General features: G+C 67.6%; 14 protein-coding genes. 5 read left to right on the forward strand and 9 right to left on the reverse strand.

Going from position 1 to position 15,714, the window contains the following annotated elements:
* Positions 1 to 7: 7 nt before the first annotated feature.
* The 4 genes from EOW65_RS19960 to EOW65_RS09875 all read right to left on the reverse strand — a co-directional run bounded on the left by EOW65_RS19960 (position 8) and on the right by EOW65_RS09875 (position 3,116).
* Positions 8 to 145 (reverse strand): hypothetical protein, encoded by a 138-nt coding sequence (locus EOW65_RS19960; protein ID WP_164880052.1) that lies wholly within the window; start codon positions 143 to 145, stop codon positions 8 to 10.
* Positions 146 to 360: 215 nt separating this feature from the next.
* Entirely contained in the window at positions 361 to 753 is a 393-nt protein-coding gene (gene mutT / locus EOW65_RS09865; RefSeq protein WP_240664615.1) for an 8-oxo-dGTP diphosphatase MutT, read from the reverse strand.
* A gap of 50 nt (positions 754 to 803) precedes the next feature.
* Positions 804 to 2,222, reverse strand: coding sequence for a bifunctional glutamate N-acetyltransferase/amino-acid acetyltransferase ArgJ (gene argJ, locus EOW65_RS09870; RefSeq protein WP_128148977.1), 1,419 nt, complete (start codon positions 2,220 to 2,222; stop codon positions 804 to 806).
* Between the two features lie 24 nt (positions 2,223 to 2,246).
* A complete protein-coding gene (locus tag EOW65_RS09875; RefSeq protein ID WP_128148979.1) occupies positions 2,247 to 3,116 on the reverse strand; it encodes a peptidylprolyl isomerase in 870 nt (289 codons plus the stop codon).
* A 185-nt stretch (positions 3,117 to 3,301) separates the two neighbouring features.
* On the opposite strand from EOW65_RS09875, the gene secA reads away from it, so the two are divergent.
* Positions 3,302 to 6,010, forward strand: a complete 2,709-nt coding sequence (gene secA / locus EOW65_RS09880; RefSeq protein ID WP_128148981.1) for a preprotein translocase subunit SecA — start codon at positions 3,302 to 3,304, stop codon at positions 6,008 to 6,010.
* 197 nt (positions 6,011 to 6,207) lie between these two features.
* Positions 6,208 to 7,167, forward strand: coding sequence for a hypothetical protein (locus EOW65_RS09885; RefSeq protein WP_128148983.1), 960 nt, complete (start codon positions 6,208 to 6,210; stop codon positions 7,165 to 7,167).
* Here the strand turns inward: EOW65_RS09885 and radC are convergent.
* From radC to dnaK, 3 genes are all read right to left on the reverse strand, one after another.
* Entirely contained in the window at positions 7,164 to 7,931 is a 768-nt protein-coding gene (gene radC / locus EOW65_RS09890) for a RadC family protein (RefSeq protein ID WP_128148985.1), read from the reverse strand. The two genes, EOW65_RS09885 and radC, sit on opposite strands and share 4 nt — an antisense overlap.
* Before the next feature lie 74 nt (positions 7,932 to 8,005).
* Positions 8,006 to 9,151: a molecular chaperone DnaJ gene (gene dnaJ, locus EOW65_RS09895; protein ID WP_121530629.1), complete on the reverse strand. Its 1,146-nt coding sequence runs from the start codon at positions 9,149 to 9,151 to the stop codon at positions 8,006 to 8,008.
* 60 nt (positions 9,152 to 9,211) lie between these two features.
* A complete protein-coding gene (gene dnaK / locus EOW65_RS09900) occupies positions 9,212 to 11,131 on the reverse strand; it encodes a molecular chaperone DnaK (RefSeq protein WP_128148987.1) in 1,920 nt (639 codons plus the stop codon).
* A gap of 175 nt (positions 11,132 to 11,306) precedes the next feature.
* Here dnaK and EOW65_RS09905 point away from each other — a divergent pair, with 175 nt between their 5' ends.
* Positions 11,307 to 11,942, forward strand: a complete 636-nt coding sequence (locus EOW65_RS09905; RefSeq protein WP_128148989.1) for an alpha-ketoglutarate-dependent dioxygenase AlkB family protein — start codon at positions 11,307 to 11,309, stop codon at positions 11,940 to 11,942.
* A gap of 91 nt (positions 11,943 to 12,033) precedes the next feature.
* Here the strand turns inward: EOW65_RS09905 and EOW65_RS09910 are convergent, their stop codons facing one another.
* Together EOW65_RS09910 and mutY are read right to left on the reverse strand one after the other, a co-directional pair.
* Positions 12,034 to 13,176: an alkane 1-monooxygenase gene (locus EOW65_RS09910; protein WP_128148991.1), complete on the reverse strand. Its 1,143-nt coding sequence runs from the start codon at positions 13,174 to 13,176 to the stop codon at positions 12,034 to 12,036.
* A gap of 52 nt (positions 13,177 to 13,228) precedes the next feature.
* On the reverse strand, positions 13,229 to 14,284 hold the full coding sequence (mutY, locus tag EOW65_RS09915) for an A/G-specific adenine glycosylase (protein ID WP_128148993.1): 1,056 nt from the start codon (positions 14,282 to 14,284) through the stop codon (positions 13,229 to 13,231).
* 95 nt (positions 14,285 to 14,379) lie between these two features.
* On the opposite strand from mutY, the gene EOW65_RS09920 reads away from it, so the two are divergent.
* Positions 14,380 to 14,931 (forward strand): DUF721 domain-containing protein, encoded by a 552-nt coding sequence (locus EOW65_RS09920; RefSeq protein ID WP_128148995.1) that lies wholly within the window; start codon positions 14,380 to 14,382, stop codon positions 14,929 to 14,931.
* Positions 14,931 to 15,596 carry a DsbA family protein gene (locus EOW65_RS09925; RefSeq protein ID WP_128148997.1) on the forward strand — a complete coding sequence of 222 codons (666 nt, stop codon included), beginning with the start codon at positions 14,931 to 14,933 and terminating at the stop codon, positions 15,594 to 15,596. The genes EOW65_RS09920 and EOW65_RS09925 overlap by 1 nt, the downstream gene beginning before the upstream one ends.
* Positions 15,597 to 15,714: the final 118 nt, after the last annotated feature.

Raw genomic sequence — 15,714 nt, forward strand, 5'->3', positions numbered from 1 at the left:
GGGCGGCTCAGTCCGCCTTGCGGGGGACGGGGCGCCCGACATAGAGCCGGTCGTCGACGCGCACGGTGACGCGACCGTCGTCGTGTTGCGCCTCGAAGGTGCCCTGCACGGACACGCAGCTTCCGACGGTGATGGTACGGAGCATCAGATATCCTCCAAATCTCTCATGCTGGGCTCATTGTCACAGAAGGCGAAGAATTGGCAAATAAAAAAGACCGCATTCCACTGGAATGACGGCGCCGCGGCGGATGCTCCCGGCGCGGATCACGCACCCCGGCATGCCGCAGCGGCCGGGCGCAGCGGTCATGCGGGCGATCTTTTGTCCGGGGACCGGGGCGAGGCATGCCGGCGCGTGGCAGCTCAGAGCCAGTCGCGCAGGATCGGGATCAGCGGCTCGTCGGCCGGCGGCATCGGATAGTCGCGCAGGTTCTGAGCCCGCACCCATTTCAGCACCTGCCCTTCGCGCGGCATGGGCGTGCCCTCCCAGCGGCGACAGGCGAAGAGCGGCATCAGCAGATGAAAGCCCTCGTAGCTGTGCGAGGCGAAGGTCAGCGGTGCCAGACAGCTGTGCCAGGTGTCGATGCCGAGCTCCTCGCGCAATTCACGGATCAGCGCGGCCTCGGGGGTCTCGCCGGGTTCGACCTTGCCGCCCGGAAACTCCCACAGCCCGGCCAGTGACTTGCCCGCCGGGCGCTGTGCCAGAAGCACGCGCCCGTCGGTGTCGATCAGGGCAACGGCGGAGACAAGCAGCACCCGCCCCGGGGAAACCGGGGCCGGTGCGCCTTCGGGGCCGCAGCCGCCGCTCACGAGCGGTAATCCGCATTGATGTCGATGTAGCGATGCGTCAGGTCGCAGGTCCACACCGTCTTCGCCGCCGAGCCAAGGCCGAGATCGACCGCGATCACCAGCTCCTTGTTCTTCATGTAGGCCGAGGCCGCCGCCTCGTCGTAATCGGGCACGCGCCAGCCGTTCTCGGCCAGAACCATGTCCCCGAAGGAGATGCGCAGCTTGTCGCGGTCGGCCTTGGCGCCGGACTTGCCGACGGCCATCACAACGCGGCCCCAGTTCGCATCTTCGCCGGCGACGGCGGTCTTCACCAGCGGCGAGTTGGCGATCGCCATCGCGACCCTGTGTGCGTCCTCGGCCGTCTCGGCGCCGGTGACCCGGACCTCGACGAACTTCGTCGCGCCCTCGCCGTCGCGCACCACCTGTTGCGCGAGGTCGAGCATCACGCCCCGCAACGCGGCCTCGAAGGCACGGGCGGTCTTCGAGCGCAGGTCGTCGATCTCGGCTGCGGCCGAACGGCCGGTGGCGGCAAGGATCAGCGCGTCCGAGGTCGAGGTGTCGCTGTCGACGGTGATCGCGTTGAAGGTGTCGCCGACATTGCGCGACAGGATCTTCTGCAGGTTCGCGGCCGAGATCTTCGCATCGGTGAAGATGTAGACCAGCATCGTCGCCATGTTCGGCGCGATCATCCCCGAGCCCTTGGCGATGCCGGCGATGCGGATCGTGCCGCCCTCGCCCTCGATCTCGGCGGTGGCGCCTTTCGGGAAGGTGTCGGTGGTCATGATCGCGCGCGCCGCAGCCTCGATGCCGGTGGCATTGAGGCCCGCCTTGAGCGTGTCGATCGCGGCGACGATGCGGTCATGCGGCATCGGCTCGCCGATCACCCCGGTCGAGGAGGAGAAGACGCGCGTCGCCGGCACGCCGAGCGCCTCGGCGACGGCGCCGGTCACCGCATCGACCGAGGCCTGGCCAAGCGCGCCGGTGAAGGCGTTGGCATTGCCCGAGTTGACGATGATCGCGGCGCCCGTGGTCTCGTCCACCGGGCCCGCAAGTTTCGCCTGGCAATCGAGCACGCAGGCGGCGCGGGTGGAGGAGGTGGTGAACACCCCGGCGATCGCCGAGCCGGGCGCGATGCGGGCGAGCATCACGTCGGTGCGGCCAGCATAGCGCACGCCGGCGGCGGCGGCGGCGAAGTCGACGCCGTCGATCACCGGCAGCGCCGGGAAGGCCTCGGGGGCGAGCGGCGAGACCGGATTGGCCGTCTTCACCTTCACCGTCGCCTTGGCTTTCTCGACGATCTCCTCGCGGATCTCGCCCAGAACTGCCGCGGCCACCTCGCCGGCGTCGCCGGCCACATCGGCCAGCTCCGCCTTCAGCTGCTTCACCTTGGACTTCAGCTTTTCGACCTTGTCCTCGAGGTCCTTCTTCTTTGCCATGGGCTCACCCCCTCCGAAATCGGCTCACTCGCCGAGGATCTTGTCGTCTTTCAGGACGGCAGGGTCGATGCCATCCGTCTTCTTCTCGACCTTCGCCTTGGCGACGGTGTCGGTGACGCGGTCCTCGACCGCCTTCTGGCGCAGATCGCCGGTCAGCTGGTCGCGCACGTCGTCAAGTTTCGGCGCCTCGGCCATGCGGGTGCCGTAAAGCTTGATCACGTGCCAGCCGTATTCGGTCTGGATCGGGCCGGCGACATCGCCGTCCTTCATCCCGGCGACGGCATCGGCGAAGGGCTGCACCATCTTGTCGAGCGCGAACCAGCCAAGGTCGCCGCCATTCGCCGCGGCGCCGTCCTGCGACTTGGCCTTGGCCTCTTCGGCAAAGTCCTTGCCGCCGTCGATCTCGGCCTTGACCGCCTTCGCCTCGTCCTCGGTCGGCACGATGATATGGGCGGCGTGATATTCCTTGGTCGGTTCGGCCTTGGCGTATTTCTCGTCATAGGCCTTCTGCAACGCCTCGTCGGTCACCGCCTTCTTCGCGGTGCTGTCGAGCACGACGCCCGCGAGATAGGCGCGGCGGTCGACCTCGAGCGCGATCTCGTCGCGGTGGGTCATCATCCCCTCGCCGATCTGCGACAGCGCGGTCTGCTGGACCAGCTGGTCGAGGATGCCGTTGAACAGCACGTCATCGGGCAGCTGCTTGTATTCGGCGGGCAGGCCGTTGCGCACGGTCAGCATCTCGCCCAGCGTGATATCCTTGCCGTTCACCGTGGCGACGACGGTATCGGCACCGAGGTCGGTGCGGGGCGCCGGTTTCGCATCCTCGGCCAGGGCCACGCCGCCAAGGCAGGCCACCAGCGCGGCGGTGCCCAGAAGTTTCGTCAGTTTCGCCATCAAGGCCACTCCAGCAAGGGCCGCGGCAGCCCGCGGCGTTGACACTCTGACGGCCGCCCCTTACATCGCCTAGGGACCTGTGAAGGCAGCTCCGCCCTGTATTCGTTCGCTGTTCTAGGCAACGGCCGGGGGGGCGGCAAGGCCGCAATGCACACGATTTGGTCAGACCAACCCGCGGAGAAAACATGCTGGGCCTCGGAACACTCGCGAAAAAGGTCTTCGGGACGCCGAACGACCGCAAGGTGAAATCGGTCCGCCCGCTGGTGGCGAAGATCAACGCGCTCGAACCCGATTTCGTGAAGCTCTCGGATGCCGAGATCATCGAGAAGACGCACGAGCTGCAAAAGCGCGCGCAGGAAGGCGGCGAAAGCCTGGATTCGCTGCTGCCGGAAGCCTTTGCCAACTGCCGCGAGGGCGCGCGCCGCGCCCTTGGCCTGCGGGCCTTCGACGTGCAGCTGATGGGCGGCATTTTCCTGCATCAGGGCAATATCGCCGAGATGAAGACGGGCGAAGGCAAGACCCTGATGGCGACCTTCCCGGCCTATCTGAACGCGCTGGCCGGCAAGGGCGTGCACGTGGTCACGGTGAACGACTACCTCGCGCGGCGCGATGCCGAATGGATGAGCAAGGTCTATGGCGCGCTTGGCCTGACGACGGGCGTCGTCTATCCGTTCCAGCCCGACGACGAGAAGCGCATCGCCTATGCCGCCGATGTGACCTATGCCACGAACAACGAGCTCGGCTTCGATTACCTGCGTGACAACATGAAGGGATCGGTCGAGGAAATGATGCAGCGCGATCATTTCTTCGCGATCGTCGACGAGGTTGACAGCATCCTGATCGACGAGGCGCGCACGCCGCTGATCATCTCGGGCCCGTCGCAAGACCGCTCGGAACTTTATGTCGCGCTCGACAAGTATATCCCCGAGCTGACCGAGGCGCATTACACGGTCGACGAGAAGACCCGCAACGCGACCTTCACCGAAGAGGGCAACGAATACATGGAGCGCCGCCTGCACGAGGTCGGCATCCTGCCCGAGGGGCAATCGCTCTATGACCCGGAATCGACGACGATCGTGCACCACATCACCCAGGCCCTGCGCGCGCACAAGCTGTTCCACAAGGATCAGAACTATGTCGTCGCCGGCGGCGAGATCGTGCTGATCGACGAGTTCACCGGCCGCATGATGAAGGGCCGGCGCCTGTCCGACGGTCTGCATCAGGCGATCGAGGCGAAGGAAGGCGTGGCGATCCAGCCCGAGAACGTGACCCTCGCCTCGGTCACCTTCCAGAACTACTTCCGCCTTTATGACAAGCTGGCCGGCATGACCGGCACCGCCGCCACCGAGGCCGAGGAATTCGCCGAGATCTACAGCCTCGGCGTGGTCGAGGTGCCGACCAACCGCCCGGTCGCCCGTATCGACGAGCATGACCGCGTCTATCGCACCGCCGCCGAGAAATACGCCGCGGTGATCGAGGCGATCAAGGAAGCCCATGCCAAGGGCCAGCCGATCCTCGTCGGCACCACCTCGATCGAGAAATCCGAGATGCTGTCCGAGATGCTGAAGAAGGACGGCATCCCGCACAACGTCCTGAACGCCCGCCAGCACGCGCAGGAAGCGCAGATCGTCGCCGATGCCGGCCGCTTCGGCGCCGTCACCATCGCCACCAACATGGCCGGCCGCGGCACCGACATCCAGCTTGGCGGCAACGTCGAGATGAAGGTGCATGACGAGCTGGCCGCGCATCCCGAGGCGAACCCCGACGAGTTGCGCAGCCGGATCGAGGCCGAGCATGCCGAGGAGAAGCAGAAGGTGATCGAGGCCGGCGGCCTCTTCGTTCTGGGCACCGAGCGGCACGAGAGCCGCCGCATCGACAACCAGCTCCGCGGCCGGTCTGGCCGTCAGGGCGACCCGGGCCGTTCGCTGTTCTTCCTGTCGCTCGAAGATGACCTGATGCGGATCTTCGGCTCGGACAAGCTCGATGCGGTGCTGTCGAAGCTTGGCATGAAGGAAGGCGAGGCGATCATCCACCCCTGGGTGAACAAGTCGCTCGAACGCGCTCAGGCGAAGGTCGAGGGCCGCAACTTCGACATCCGCAAGCAGCTGCTGAAATTCGACGACGTGATGAACGATCAGCGCAAGGCGATCTTCAGCCAGCGCCGCGAGATCATGGAAGCCGAGGACATCTCGGAAATCACCCGTGACATGCGCCTGCAGGTGGTCGCCGATCTGCTCGACACCTACATGCCGCCGAAATCCTATGCCGATCAGTGGGACGTCGAGGGGATGCGGGCCGCGGTCATCGACCAGCTCAACCTGGACCTGCCCTTTGCCGAATGGGCGGCCGAGGAAGGCGTCGATCAGGACGTGGTGAGCGAGCGGCTCGAGGCGGCAACCGATGCCTACATGGCGCAGAAGGCCGAGGCCTTCGGCGACGAGACGATGCGGGTGATCGAGAAGCAGATCCTGCTGCAGACGATCGACGGCAAGTGGCGCGAGCATCTGGTGACGCTCGAACACCTGCGCTCGGTCGTCGGCTTCCGCGGCTATGCGCAGCGCGACCCGCTGTCGGAATACAAGACCGAGGCGTTCCATCTGTTCGAGACGATGCTCGACGGGCTGCGCGTCGAGGTGACCCGTCGGCTCGCGCAGATCCGGCCGCTGACCGACGAGGAGCGCGCCGCGATCCTGGCCCAGCAGATGCCGCAGATGGCCGCGCCCGAGGTCGAGCCCGAGCCCGAGATTCCGGCCGGCGAGGCGCCGCAGCCCGGCACCCCGGCGCCCGGTTTCGTCGAATCGGATCCGACCACCTGGGGCAACCCCTCGCGCAACGATCCCTGCCCCTGCGGCTCGGGCGAGAAGTTCAAGCACTGCCACGGCCGGATCGTCTGACCGCATTGTGGCACCTGTGGGGCGGCGCGGTGGCGACACTGGCCGCCCTTCTCATATCCAGTTGATCGCATTTGATTTTCTGCGCGTGAACAACGCCGCATCTTCGTCCTGATTTTGGAAACATTGCCCCATCGGGGCCATGGCCTTGCCCGTTTCGCCCGCTACTCCTGCGACTCGTGGAAGTTCCGGAGGCGGCGATGAGGGCCCTGCACAAGATCACGACGGCGGCGATGATGGTCACGCTTGCGGGCATGATGGGCCATGTGATGCAGAACGCCTCGCAGTTCGGTCTGGCGTCGCAGCCGGCAGGGCTTGATGTCGCCGGGCTGACCAATGTCACGGCCGTCGCGAATATCGCCGATGCCCCTGCCGGGGTCGAGGTGACGGGTGTGCGCATGGGCGTGGTGGCCGAGCTGCCGGCACTGCCGCGGCGCACCGTGGCCGCGGATGCCGCAATCGGGCCGCTGCCGCTCGCCGAGGCGCCCCCGGCCGGTTTTGCCCGCTGCGCTGCGCCGACGCTGAAGCTTGCCCCCGCCGCGGGGGCTTCGGTTCTGCTGAGCATCTCGGCACCCTGTGCAGCGGATGCGGCGGCCGAGATCCGGCACGAGGGGCTGGTGATTCCGGTGCAGCTGGATGCGGCGGGCGACTGGAGCGGGCTGGTGCCAGCACTGGCACCCGTGGCCGGCTATGCCCTCGATCTGCCCGATGGCCAGACGCTTGCCACCGCGATCGCTGTGCCGGGGCTCGAGGCGGTGAACCGGGTGGTGGTCGCCTGGACCGGCGCGCCGGCCTTCCTGTTGAACGCCTTCGAGCGCGGCGCCTCCTGGGGCGGGGCGGGGCACGTTCGGGCCGAGGCGCCGGGGGTGCCGGATGCGGCGGGCACGGGCTGGCTTCTGAGCTATGGTCTCGCCGAGGAGGGGCCGCATCTGCAGGTCTACACCGCACCTGCGGGCCTCACCGGGCTTGCGCTGGACCTCGAGGCGCCGGTGAGCGACGTGACCTGCGGCACCGATCTGCGGGTGGGCATGCGGCGGGTGATCGCCGGCCGGGCCGAGGCGTCCGAGGAGATCGCCGTCGCCATGCCCGGCTGCGACGACCGGCTGGGCGATGTGGTCGTGCCGCTGCCCGACCTGCCGGTCTCGGTCGCCACGAACTAAAGATAGCCCGCGGCGCGAAAGCTGACCTCGCGGCTCTTGCCGATCACCAGATGGTCGTGCAGCACGAGGCCCAGAAGCGCGCCGGCCTGCCGGATCTGCTCCGTCATCGCGATGTCGGCCTCGGAGGGCGTCGGGTCGCCCGAGGGGTGGTTGTGCACCAGGATCAGCGCCGAGGCGTTGATCTCGAGCGCGCGGCGGATCACCTCGCGCGGATAGACCGGGACATGGTCGACGGTGCCGCGCGCCTGCTCCTCGTCGGCGATCAGGACGTTGCGGCGGTCGAGGTAGAGCACGCGGAACTGCTCGGTCTCGCGATGCGCCATCGCGGTGTGGCAGTAGTCGAGCAGCGCATCCCAGGACGACAGCACCGGCCGCTGCATCACCTTGGCGCGCGCGAGCCGCAGTGCCGCGGCCTCGGTGATCTTCAGCTCCTGCACCACCGCCTCGCCGACGCCTTCGACCTCCATCAGCCGCGCCGGTGCGGCCGAGATCACCCGGCCGAAATCGCCGAAGCGGTCGATCAGGCGGCGGGCGAGAGGCTTCACATCCTGCCGGGGCAGGGCGCGGAAGAGGAGAAGCTCAAGGAGTTCGTAATCCGGCATTGCCGCCGCGCCGCCCTCGCTGAAGCGGGCGCGCAGCCGCTTGCGGTGGTCGCGGATGTAGGAGGGCAGGCGCTCGCCCGTCAGCGCGACCGGCTCCGCCTCGTCGGCATCGCCGAAAAGCGGCAGCATCGCGTCATCAAAGGCGGGGTCCGGGCGGGTCATGGCACAACTGTGCCTGCGTCTGGTTAACGAAACCTGAAGGCGAAAACTGGAAAGGGCGCCCGAAGGCGCCCCTCTCAACCCGTCATGCTGTCCCAGAAGCTCTTGACCTTCTTGAAGAACGACGCCCCCTCGGGGTTGTTCTCGGCCTCGATCTTCTCGAATTCGCGCAACAGTTCCTTTTGCCGCGTGGTCAGGTTCACCGGCGTCTCGACGGCCAGCTCGATCACCATGTCTCCGACCGCACCGCCGCGCAGCGCGGGCATCCCCTTGCCGCGCAACCGCATCTGCCGGCCCGACTGGCTGCCCGCCGGGATCTTCACCCGCGAGCGGCCGCCGTCGATCGTCGGCACCTCGACCTCGCCGCCAAGCGCGGCCGAGGTGATGCTGACCGGCACGCGGCAGAACAGATGCACGCCGTCGCGCTGGAAGATCGCGTGCTCGCGCACCTCGAGGAAGATGTAGAGATCGCCCGCCGGCCCGCCACGCAGCCCGGCCTCGCCCTCGCCGGCAAGCCGGATGCGGGTGCCGGTCTCCACCCCCGCCGGGATGTTGACCGAAAGCGTGCGCTCCTTCTCGACGCGGCCGGCGCCATGGCAGACGCGGCAGGGGTTCTTCACCACCTGGCCCTGGCCGCCACAGGTGGGGCAGGTGCGCTCGACGGTGAAGAAGCCGTTCTGCGCCCGCACCTTGCCCAGACCCGAACAGGTCGGGCAGGTCTGCGGCTCGGCGCCACCCTCGGCACCGGTGCCGTTGCAGGCGGTGCAGGCCGAGGAGCCGGGCACAGTGATCGTCTTCTGCGCGCCCTTGAACGCCTCTTCCAGCGTGACCCGCATGTTGTAGCGCAGGTCCGAACCGCGGGTGGCGCGCGACCGCCCGCCCTGGCCGCCACGCCCGCCCATGAAGTCGCCGAACAGGTCCTCGAACACATCCGAGAAGGCCGAGGCGAAATCGCCCTGGCCGCCGCCATAGCCGCCGCGGCCGCCGCCCATGCCCCCCTCGAAGGCCGCATGGCCGTAACGGTCGTAGGCCGCCTTCTTCTCGGCGTCCTTCAGAACGTCATAGGCTTCGTTCACTTCCTTGAACTGCGCCTCGGCGTCGGGATTGTCCTTGTTGCGATCGGGGTGAAGTTCCTTCGCCTTGCCGCGATAGGCCTTCTTGATCTCTTCGAACGAGGCCGTCCGGACAACGCCCAGCACCTCGTAGAAATCGCGTTTTGCCATTGAAGCCCCCTTCGGGGAACGGGAACGGGCCCCATGGGGCCCGCTCCGCTGTTCCGGCGCTTACTTGCGCTTGTTCTCGCCCATGTCCTCGAAGTCGGCGTCGACGATGTCGTCGTCCTGCGACGGCCCGTCCTGCGCCTCGTCCTCGGCACCGGCATCGCCGCCCTGCGACTGCTGCGCCTTGTAGATCGCCTCGCCCAGCTTCATCGCGGCATCGGTCAGGTTGCTGATCGCGCCCTTGATCTTGCCGGGCTCTTCCGACTTGAGGGCTTCTTCCAGCGCGTTGCAGGCCAGCTCGATCACCTCGACGGTCGAGCCGTCGACCTTGTCGCCATGCTCTTCCAGCGACTTGCGGGTCGAGTGCAGCAGGCTTTCGCCCTGGTTCTTGGTCTCGACCAGCTCCTTGCGCTGCTTGTCGGCCTCGGCATTGGCCTCGGCGTCCTTGACCATCTTCTCGATCTCGTCGTCGGACAGACCGCCCGAGGCCTGGATCGTGATGTTCTGGGTCTTGCCGGTGCCCTTGTCCTTGGCCGAGACCGAGACGATGCCGTTCGCGTCGATGTCGAAGGTCACCTCGATCTGCGGAATGCCGCGCGGGGCCGGCGGGATGTCCTCGAGGTTGAACTGGCCAAGCAGCTTGTTGTCCGCGGCCATTTCACGCTCGCCCTGGAAGACGCGGATGGTCACGGCCGACTGGTTGTCCTCGGCGGTCGAGAAGATCTGCGACTTCTTCGTCGGGATCGTGGTGTTGCGGTCGATCAGACGGGTGAAGACACCGCCCAGCGTCTCGATGCCGAGCGACAGCGGGGTCACGTCCAGAAGGACCACGTCCTTCACGTCACCCTGCAGCACGCCGGCCTGGATCGCCGCGCCAAGCGCCACGACCTCGTCCGGGTTCACGCCCTTGTGCGGTTCCTTGCCGAAGAACTTCGTCACTTCCTCGACGACCTTCGGCATACGCGTCATGCCGCCGACCAGAACGACTTCGTCGATCTCGTCCTTCGAGACGCCCGCATCCTTCAGCGCCGCGGCGCAGGGCTTCAGCGAGGCCTTGATCAGGTCGCCCACCAGCTGCTCGAGCTTCGAGCGGGTGAGCTTCATCACCATGTGCAGCGGCGTGCCCGAGGAGGCGTCCATCGAGATGAAGGGCTGGTTGATCTCGGTCTGCTGGCTCGAGGACAGCTCGATCTTCGCCTTTTCGGCCGCTTCCTTCAGACGCTGCAGCGCCATCTTGTCCTTGGTGAGGTCGACGCCATGCTCCTTTTTGAACTCCTCGGCGAGGTAGTTCACGATCCGCATGTCGAAGTCTTCACCACCGAGGAAGGTGTCGCCGTTGGTCGATTTCACCTCGAACAGACCGTCGTCGATCTCGAGGATGGTGATGTCGAAGGTGCCGCCGCCGAGGTCATAGACCGCGATCGTCTTGGTGTCCTTCTTGTCGAGGCCATAGGCAAGCGCCGCGGCCGTCGGTTCGTTGATGATGCGCAGCACCTCGAGGCCGGCGATCTTGCCGGCGTCCTTCGTCGCCTGACGCTGGGCGTCGTTGAAATAGGCGGGGACGGTGATGACGGCCTGGGTGACGGTCTCGCCGAGATAGCTTTCGGCGGTTTCCTTCATCTTCTGCAGGATCACGGCCGAGATCTGCGCGGGCGAATACTTGTCGCCCTTCACCTCGACCCAGGCGTCACCATTGCCACCGTCGACGATCGAGAAGGGAACGAGCTTCTTGTCCTTCTGCACCTCGGCGTCGGTGACCCGGCGGCCGATCAGGCGCTTCACGGCAAAGATGGTGTTGGTGGGGTTGGTGACGGCCTGACGCTTGGCAGGCTGACCGACAAGGCGTTCATTGTCGGTGAAGGCGACGATCGACGGCGTGGTGCGCGCGCCTTCCGAGTTTTCGATCACCCGCGGCTGAGCCCCGTCCATGATGGCGACGCAGCTGTTCGTGGTGCCGAGGTCGATCCCGATGACTTTGGCCATTTCAATACCTCTTCTTTCGGCGATACGGCGGGGCCGGGTCCCGTCAGGCCCCCGTCCCCTATCCCAGGGTTCAAGTCTCTGCCCGTGCGGGAACTGTCCTCTCCGGGCTTCTGGGCGTATATAAGGAGGGGTCCGGGGCCCTGCAAGAACCCGTTCCGGGGGAAGATCGCAACAAATGACGGAATCTGACAAGAACGCGGCGGAACGCCCGCAAGCGCAGGAAATCCGGGGCTTTCTGCATTACCCGGGCTGGCTGCTCCCGGGAGAGCAGCGGCAGATGCTTGCCGATCTGCGTGCCGTGGTGGCCGCGGCGCCACTGGTCACGCCGGTGACCCCCTCGGGCCGGCCGATGTCGGTGCGGATGAGCGCGGCCGGGCGCTTCGGCTGGGTCAGCGACCGGCGCGGCTACCGTTACGCTGAGACGCATCCGCAGGGCACGCCCTGGCCCGCGATCCCCGACAGCATCCTTGCCGTCTGGCGCGCGGTCTCGGGCTCGGCACGGCAGCCCGAATGCTGCCTGATCAACTTCTACGATGCGGGCGCGCGCATGGGGCTGCACCAGGACCGCGACGAGGCCGATTTCGGCGAGCCGGTGGTGTCGATCTCGCTCGGCGACGACGGGCTCTTCCGCATCGGCAACGAAAGCCGCGGCGGGGCGACGCAAAGCCTGTGGCTGCGTTCGGGCGATGTGCTGGTGATGGGCGGGCCGGCACGGCTGCGCCATCACGGCATCGACCGGATCGCGCCGGGCACCTCGATGCTCTTGCCGAAGGGCGGGCGCCTCAACCTGACGCTGCGCGTGGTGACCTGAGACAGAGGCGTATCCGGGCCAGAAAAAAGGGCATCTTCATCTTGCCGAAAATACCTCGCGGGGGTCCGGGGGCGCGACGCCCCCGGCGGGCTCAGACCGAGCCGCGCGGCATCGGCGTGGTGCCCTCCCTGTAGGGCGTCCAGTCCTCGATGTGCGGGTAATAGCGCTTGCGCCAGGCCCGCACCCGCGGGTTCATCCGGCGCCGCCACAGCGGCGGCACCATGGCAAGCGCCGTCATCGCCGGATAGCCGAAGGGCAGCTGCGGCGCCTCTTCGGGGGCATAGGTCTGCAACAGCGGGAAACGCCGGTCGGGCTTGTAATGGTGGTCCGAATGGCGCTGCAGATTGATCAGCAGCCAGTTCGATGCCATCTGGTCGGCATTCCAGCTGTGCCGCGGCAGCACATGCTCGTACCGCCCCTCGCCCTTGTATTCGCGGGTGAGCCCGTAATGCTCGACGTAATTCGTCAGTTCGAGCTGCCAGATCGCGAAGAAGGCCTGCAGCATGAAGAGCCCGACGCCCAGCCAGCCGCCGACCGCAAAGGCCAGCGCCAGCGCCAGCGCCTGCAGTGCGCCATAGCGCCAGAACGGGTTGCTGGCGTGCCAGACCGTCCGGCCGGCCCGGGCAAGCTTCAGCCGCTCGGCGCGCCACGCGCTCACCGGGCATTCGAACAGAACGCGCCAGAAGAAGCGGTGAAAGCCTTCGTTGTAGCGCGCGGTCACCGCGTCGCGCGGCGTGCCGACCCAGAGGTGGTGCACCAGAAGATGCTCGGTGCGGAAATGCGAATAGAGCACGCTCGCCAGCAACAGATCGCCGAGCCAGCGCTCGACCCGGGTCTTCTGGTGCATCAGCTCGTGGCTGTAGACGATGCCGATCGTGCCCGAGATCACGCCGACCCCGAAGAACAGCGCGACGATCTCTCCCCAGGCCAGATGGTCGGTATGGGTCACCCACCAGATCAGGCCATAGATCACGCAGGCCTGGATCGGGAACCAGATCAGGGTGATCAACCGATACCAGAACAGATCCTCGACCGGGGTCGAGACATCGGGCTGGTCCTCGTTGCGGCCGAGGATCTGGTCGAGTACGGTCACCGACCACCAGGCATAGGTCGGCAGCAGGATCAGCGACCAGCCGCCGAAGCGCGCCTCGATCGCCGCAAGCGGCAGGGTGCCGAGCGACACCCAGAACGGCAGGGCCCGGCCGGGCCGGCGGATTTCCTCGCGGGTGGACATGGGCGCTCCTTCAGCGGTTGCGCCATGATAGCCGAGGCGTTTCCCGAGGCAATCACTCGGGATGCGGCGAAAGCGCGCTTTGCGCGGCGTCCCAGACCTTGCGCATCACCGTGGGCAGCGACGCGGGGCGGAACTCGGTGCGCGGGGTGAACTCTGTCCCCTCCGCCTGCGCCGCGAAGACCCGCAGCTGCAGGTGGAAATGGGTGAAGGTGTGACGCACCACCGAGGGCGCCTCGCGCCAGTCGGCGGCCAGCGGCGGGGTGAATTCGGGCGCCGGCCCCCAGTCCGAGCCCGGAAAACCCAGCATCCCGCCCAAGAGCCCCTTCTCCGGCCGCCGTTCCAGAAGCACGCCCCCCGCGCCGTCGCGCGCGACGAAGGCAAAGCCCTGCCGCACCGGCTTTTCCGCCTTCGGCGCCTTGCGCGGCAGGCTGTCGGCGATGCCCTGTGCCGCGGCCGCACAGAACGGCCGCAGCGGGCAGATCGCGCAGGCCGGGTTGCGCGGCGTGCAGATCGTGGCGCCAAGGTCCATCATCGCCTGCGCATGATCGCCCGGCCGCCGCGCGGGCGTCAGCCGCCCGGCCAGGGTCGTCAGCTCGGTCTTCGCCCCGGGCAGCGGCGTCTCGACGGCCCAGAGCCGCGATACCACCCGCTCGACATTGCCGTCGACGACGACCGCGGGCTCGTCATGCGCGATCGCGGCAATGGCGGCGGCGGTATAGGGGCCGATGCCGGGCAGGGCGCGCAGCCCCTCCGAGGTCGCCGGGAACACCCCGCCGTGGTCTTGCGCCACCACGCGGGCGCATTTCAAGAGGTTCCGGGCACGGGCGTAATAGCCAAGCCCCGCCCATTCCGCCATCACCGCGCCATCCTCGGCCGCGGCCAGATCCTCGACCCGCGGCCAGCGCGTGGTGAAGCGGTGGAAGTGGTCCTTCACCGCCGCGACGGTGGTCTGTTGCAGCATCACCTCGGACATCCAGACCCGATAGGGATCGGCCCGCTCGCCCGCGGCATGCTCCGCCGGCCCGACCCGCCAGGGCAGCACCCGCGCGGCGCGGTCATACCAGGCCAGAAGGGCCTCGCCCGCCGCCGCTTCGTCTCCGTCACGCAATCTTTATGCTCCCCTTCCCGTCCGGGATCTGGCAAAGCCCCGGCGGGAGCCTAGAATAACGCCGAACGCCGGGAAGGACAGGCCGGAAGGAGCCGATGAGCGACACGTCTCGCACCACGCCGAATGCAGAGCGCCGCACCCGCGGCTTCGAGCCCGCCTCGAAGCTGGTGCGCGAGCGTATCCGCACCGCAGGCGAGGCGCGCGGCTTCGCCGTGGCGCGGCTCTTCACCCATTGGCCCGAGGTGGTGGGCGACGACCTTTCCCGTCTCACCCGCCCGGTGAAGATCGGCTATGCCAAGGGCGGCTTCGGCGCGACCCTGACCCTGCTGGTCGAGGGCGCCGCCGCGCCGATGGTCGACATGAGCCGCGAGCGCATCCGCGAGAAGGTGAACGCCTGCTACGGCTATAACGCGATCTCGCGCGTGGTGCTGACGCAGACCTCCGCCACGGGCTTTGCCGAGGGCCAGGCGCAATTCGCCCCGGCGCCGCGCGCGGCCCGCCCCGAACCCACCCCGGCGCAGCGCGCCGAGGCGCGCGAGACCGCCGAGGGCTGCGCTGATGCCGGCCTGCGCGCCGCACTCGAACAACTTGCTGAAAACGTCCTGATGAAGTCCGCAAGGCGGGCGAAAGAAAGAAAGGCTGACTGATGAACCGACGCACCCTCCTCCTCGGGCTGTCCGGGGCCGCCGTGATCGCTGTCGCCGGCGGCTGGATCGCCACGCGCCAGGGCGCGGGCCAGACCGGCTTTGCCGTGCCGGCGATGGCCGAGGACGCCCCGGCGGCGGACCTGCTTCCCGACGTGCCGCTCGGCAGCCCCGATGCGCCGGTGACGCTGATCGAATACGCCTCCTACACCTGCCCTCATTGCGCGCATTTCCATGACGAGGTCTTCGGGGCGCTCAAGCGCGACTACATCGACACCGGCAAGGTCAAGTTCATCCACCGCGAAGTCTATTTCGACAAGTTCGGTCTCTGGGCCGGGCTGATCGCGCAATGCGGCGGCACGATGAAGTATTACGGCATCGTCGACATGATCTATGGCACGCAGAAGGACTGGATCGGCGACGGCAAGGAACAGACGATCTCGGACAACCTGCGCAAGATCGGGCTGAAGGCCGGGCTGACGAACGAACAGCTCGACACCTGCCTGAAGGATCAGGCCCGCGCCGAGGCGATGGTGACCACCTTCCAGAAGCACGCCACCGACGATCAGATCGAGGGCACGCCGACGCTGATCATCAATGGCGAGAAATACTCGAACATGAGCTACGAGGAGCTGAAGAAGATCCTCGACGCGAAGCTCGCGGGCTGAGGGGCTGGGGGGGGGGGGGCCCCCCCCCCCCCCCCCCCCCCCCCCCCCCCCCCCCCCCCCCCCCCCCCCCCCCCCCCCCCCCCCCCCCCCCCCCCCCCCCCCCCCCCCCCCCCCCCCA

The organism is Paenirhodobacter ferrireducens, assembly GCF_004022265.1.
Lineage (GTDB): Bacteria > Pseudomonadota > Alphaproteobacteria > Rhodobacterales > Rhodobacteraceae > Rhodobacter > Rhodobacter ferrireducens.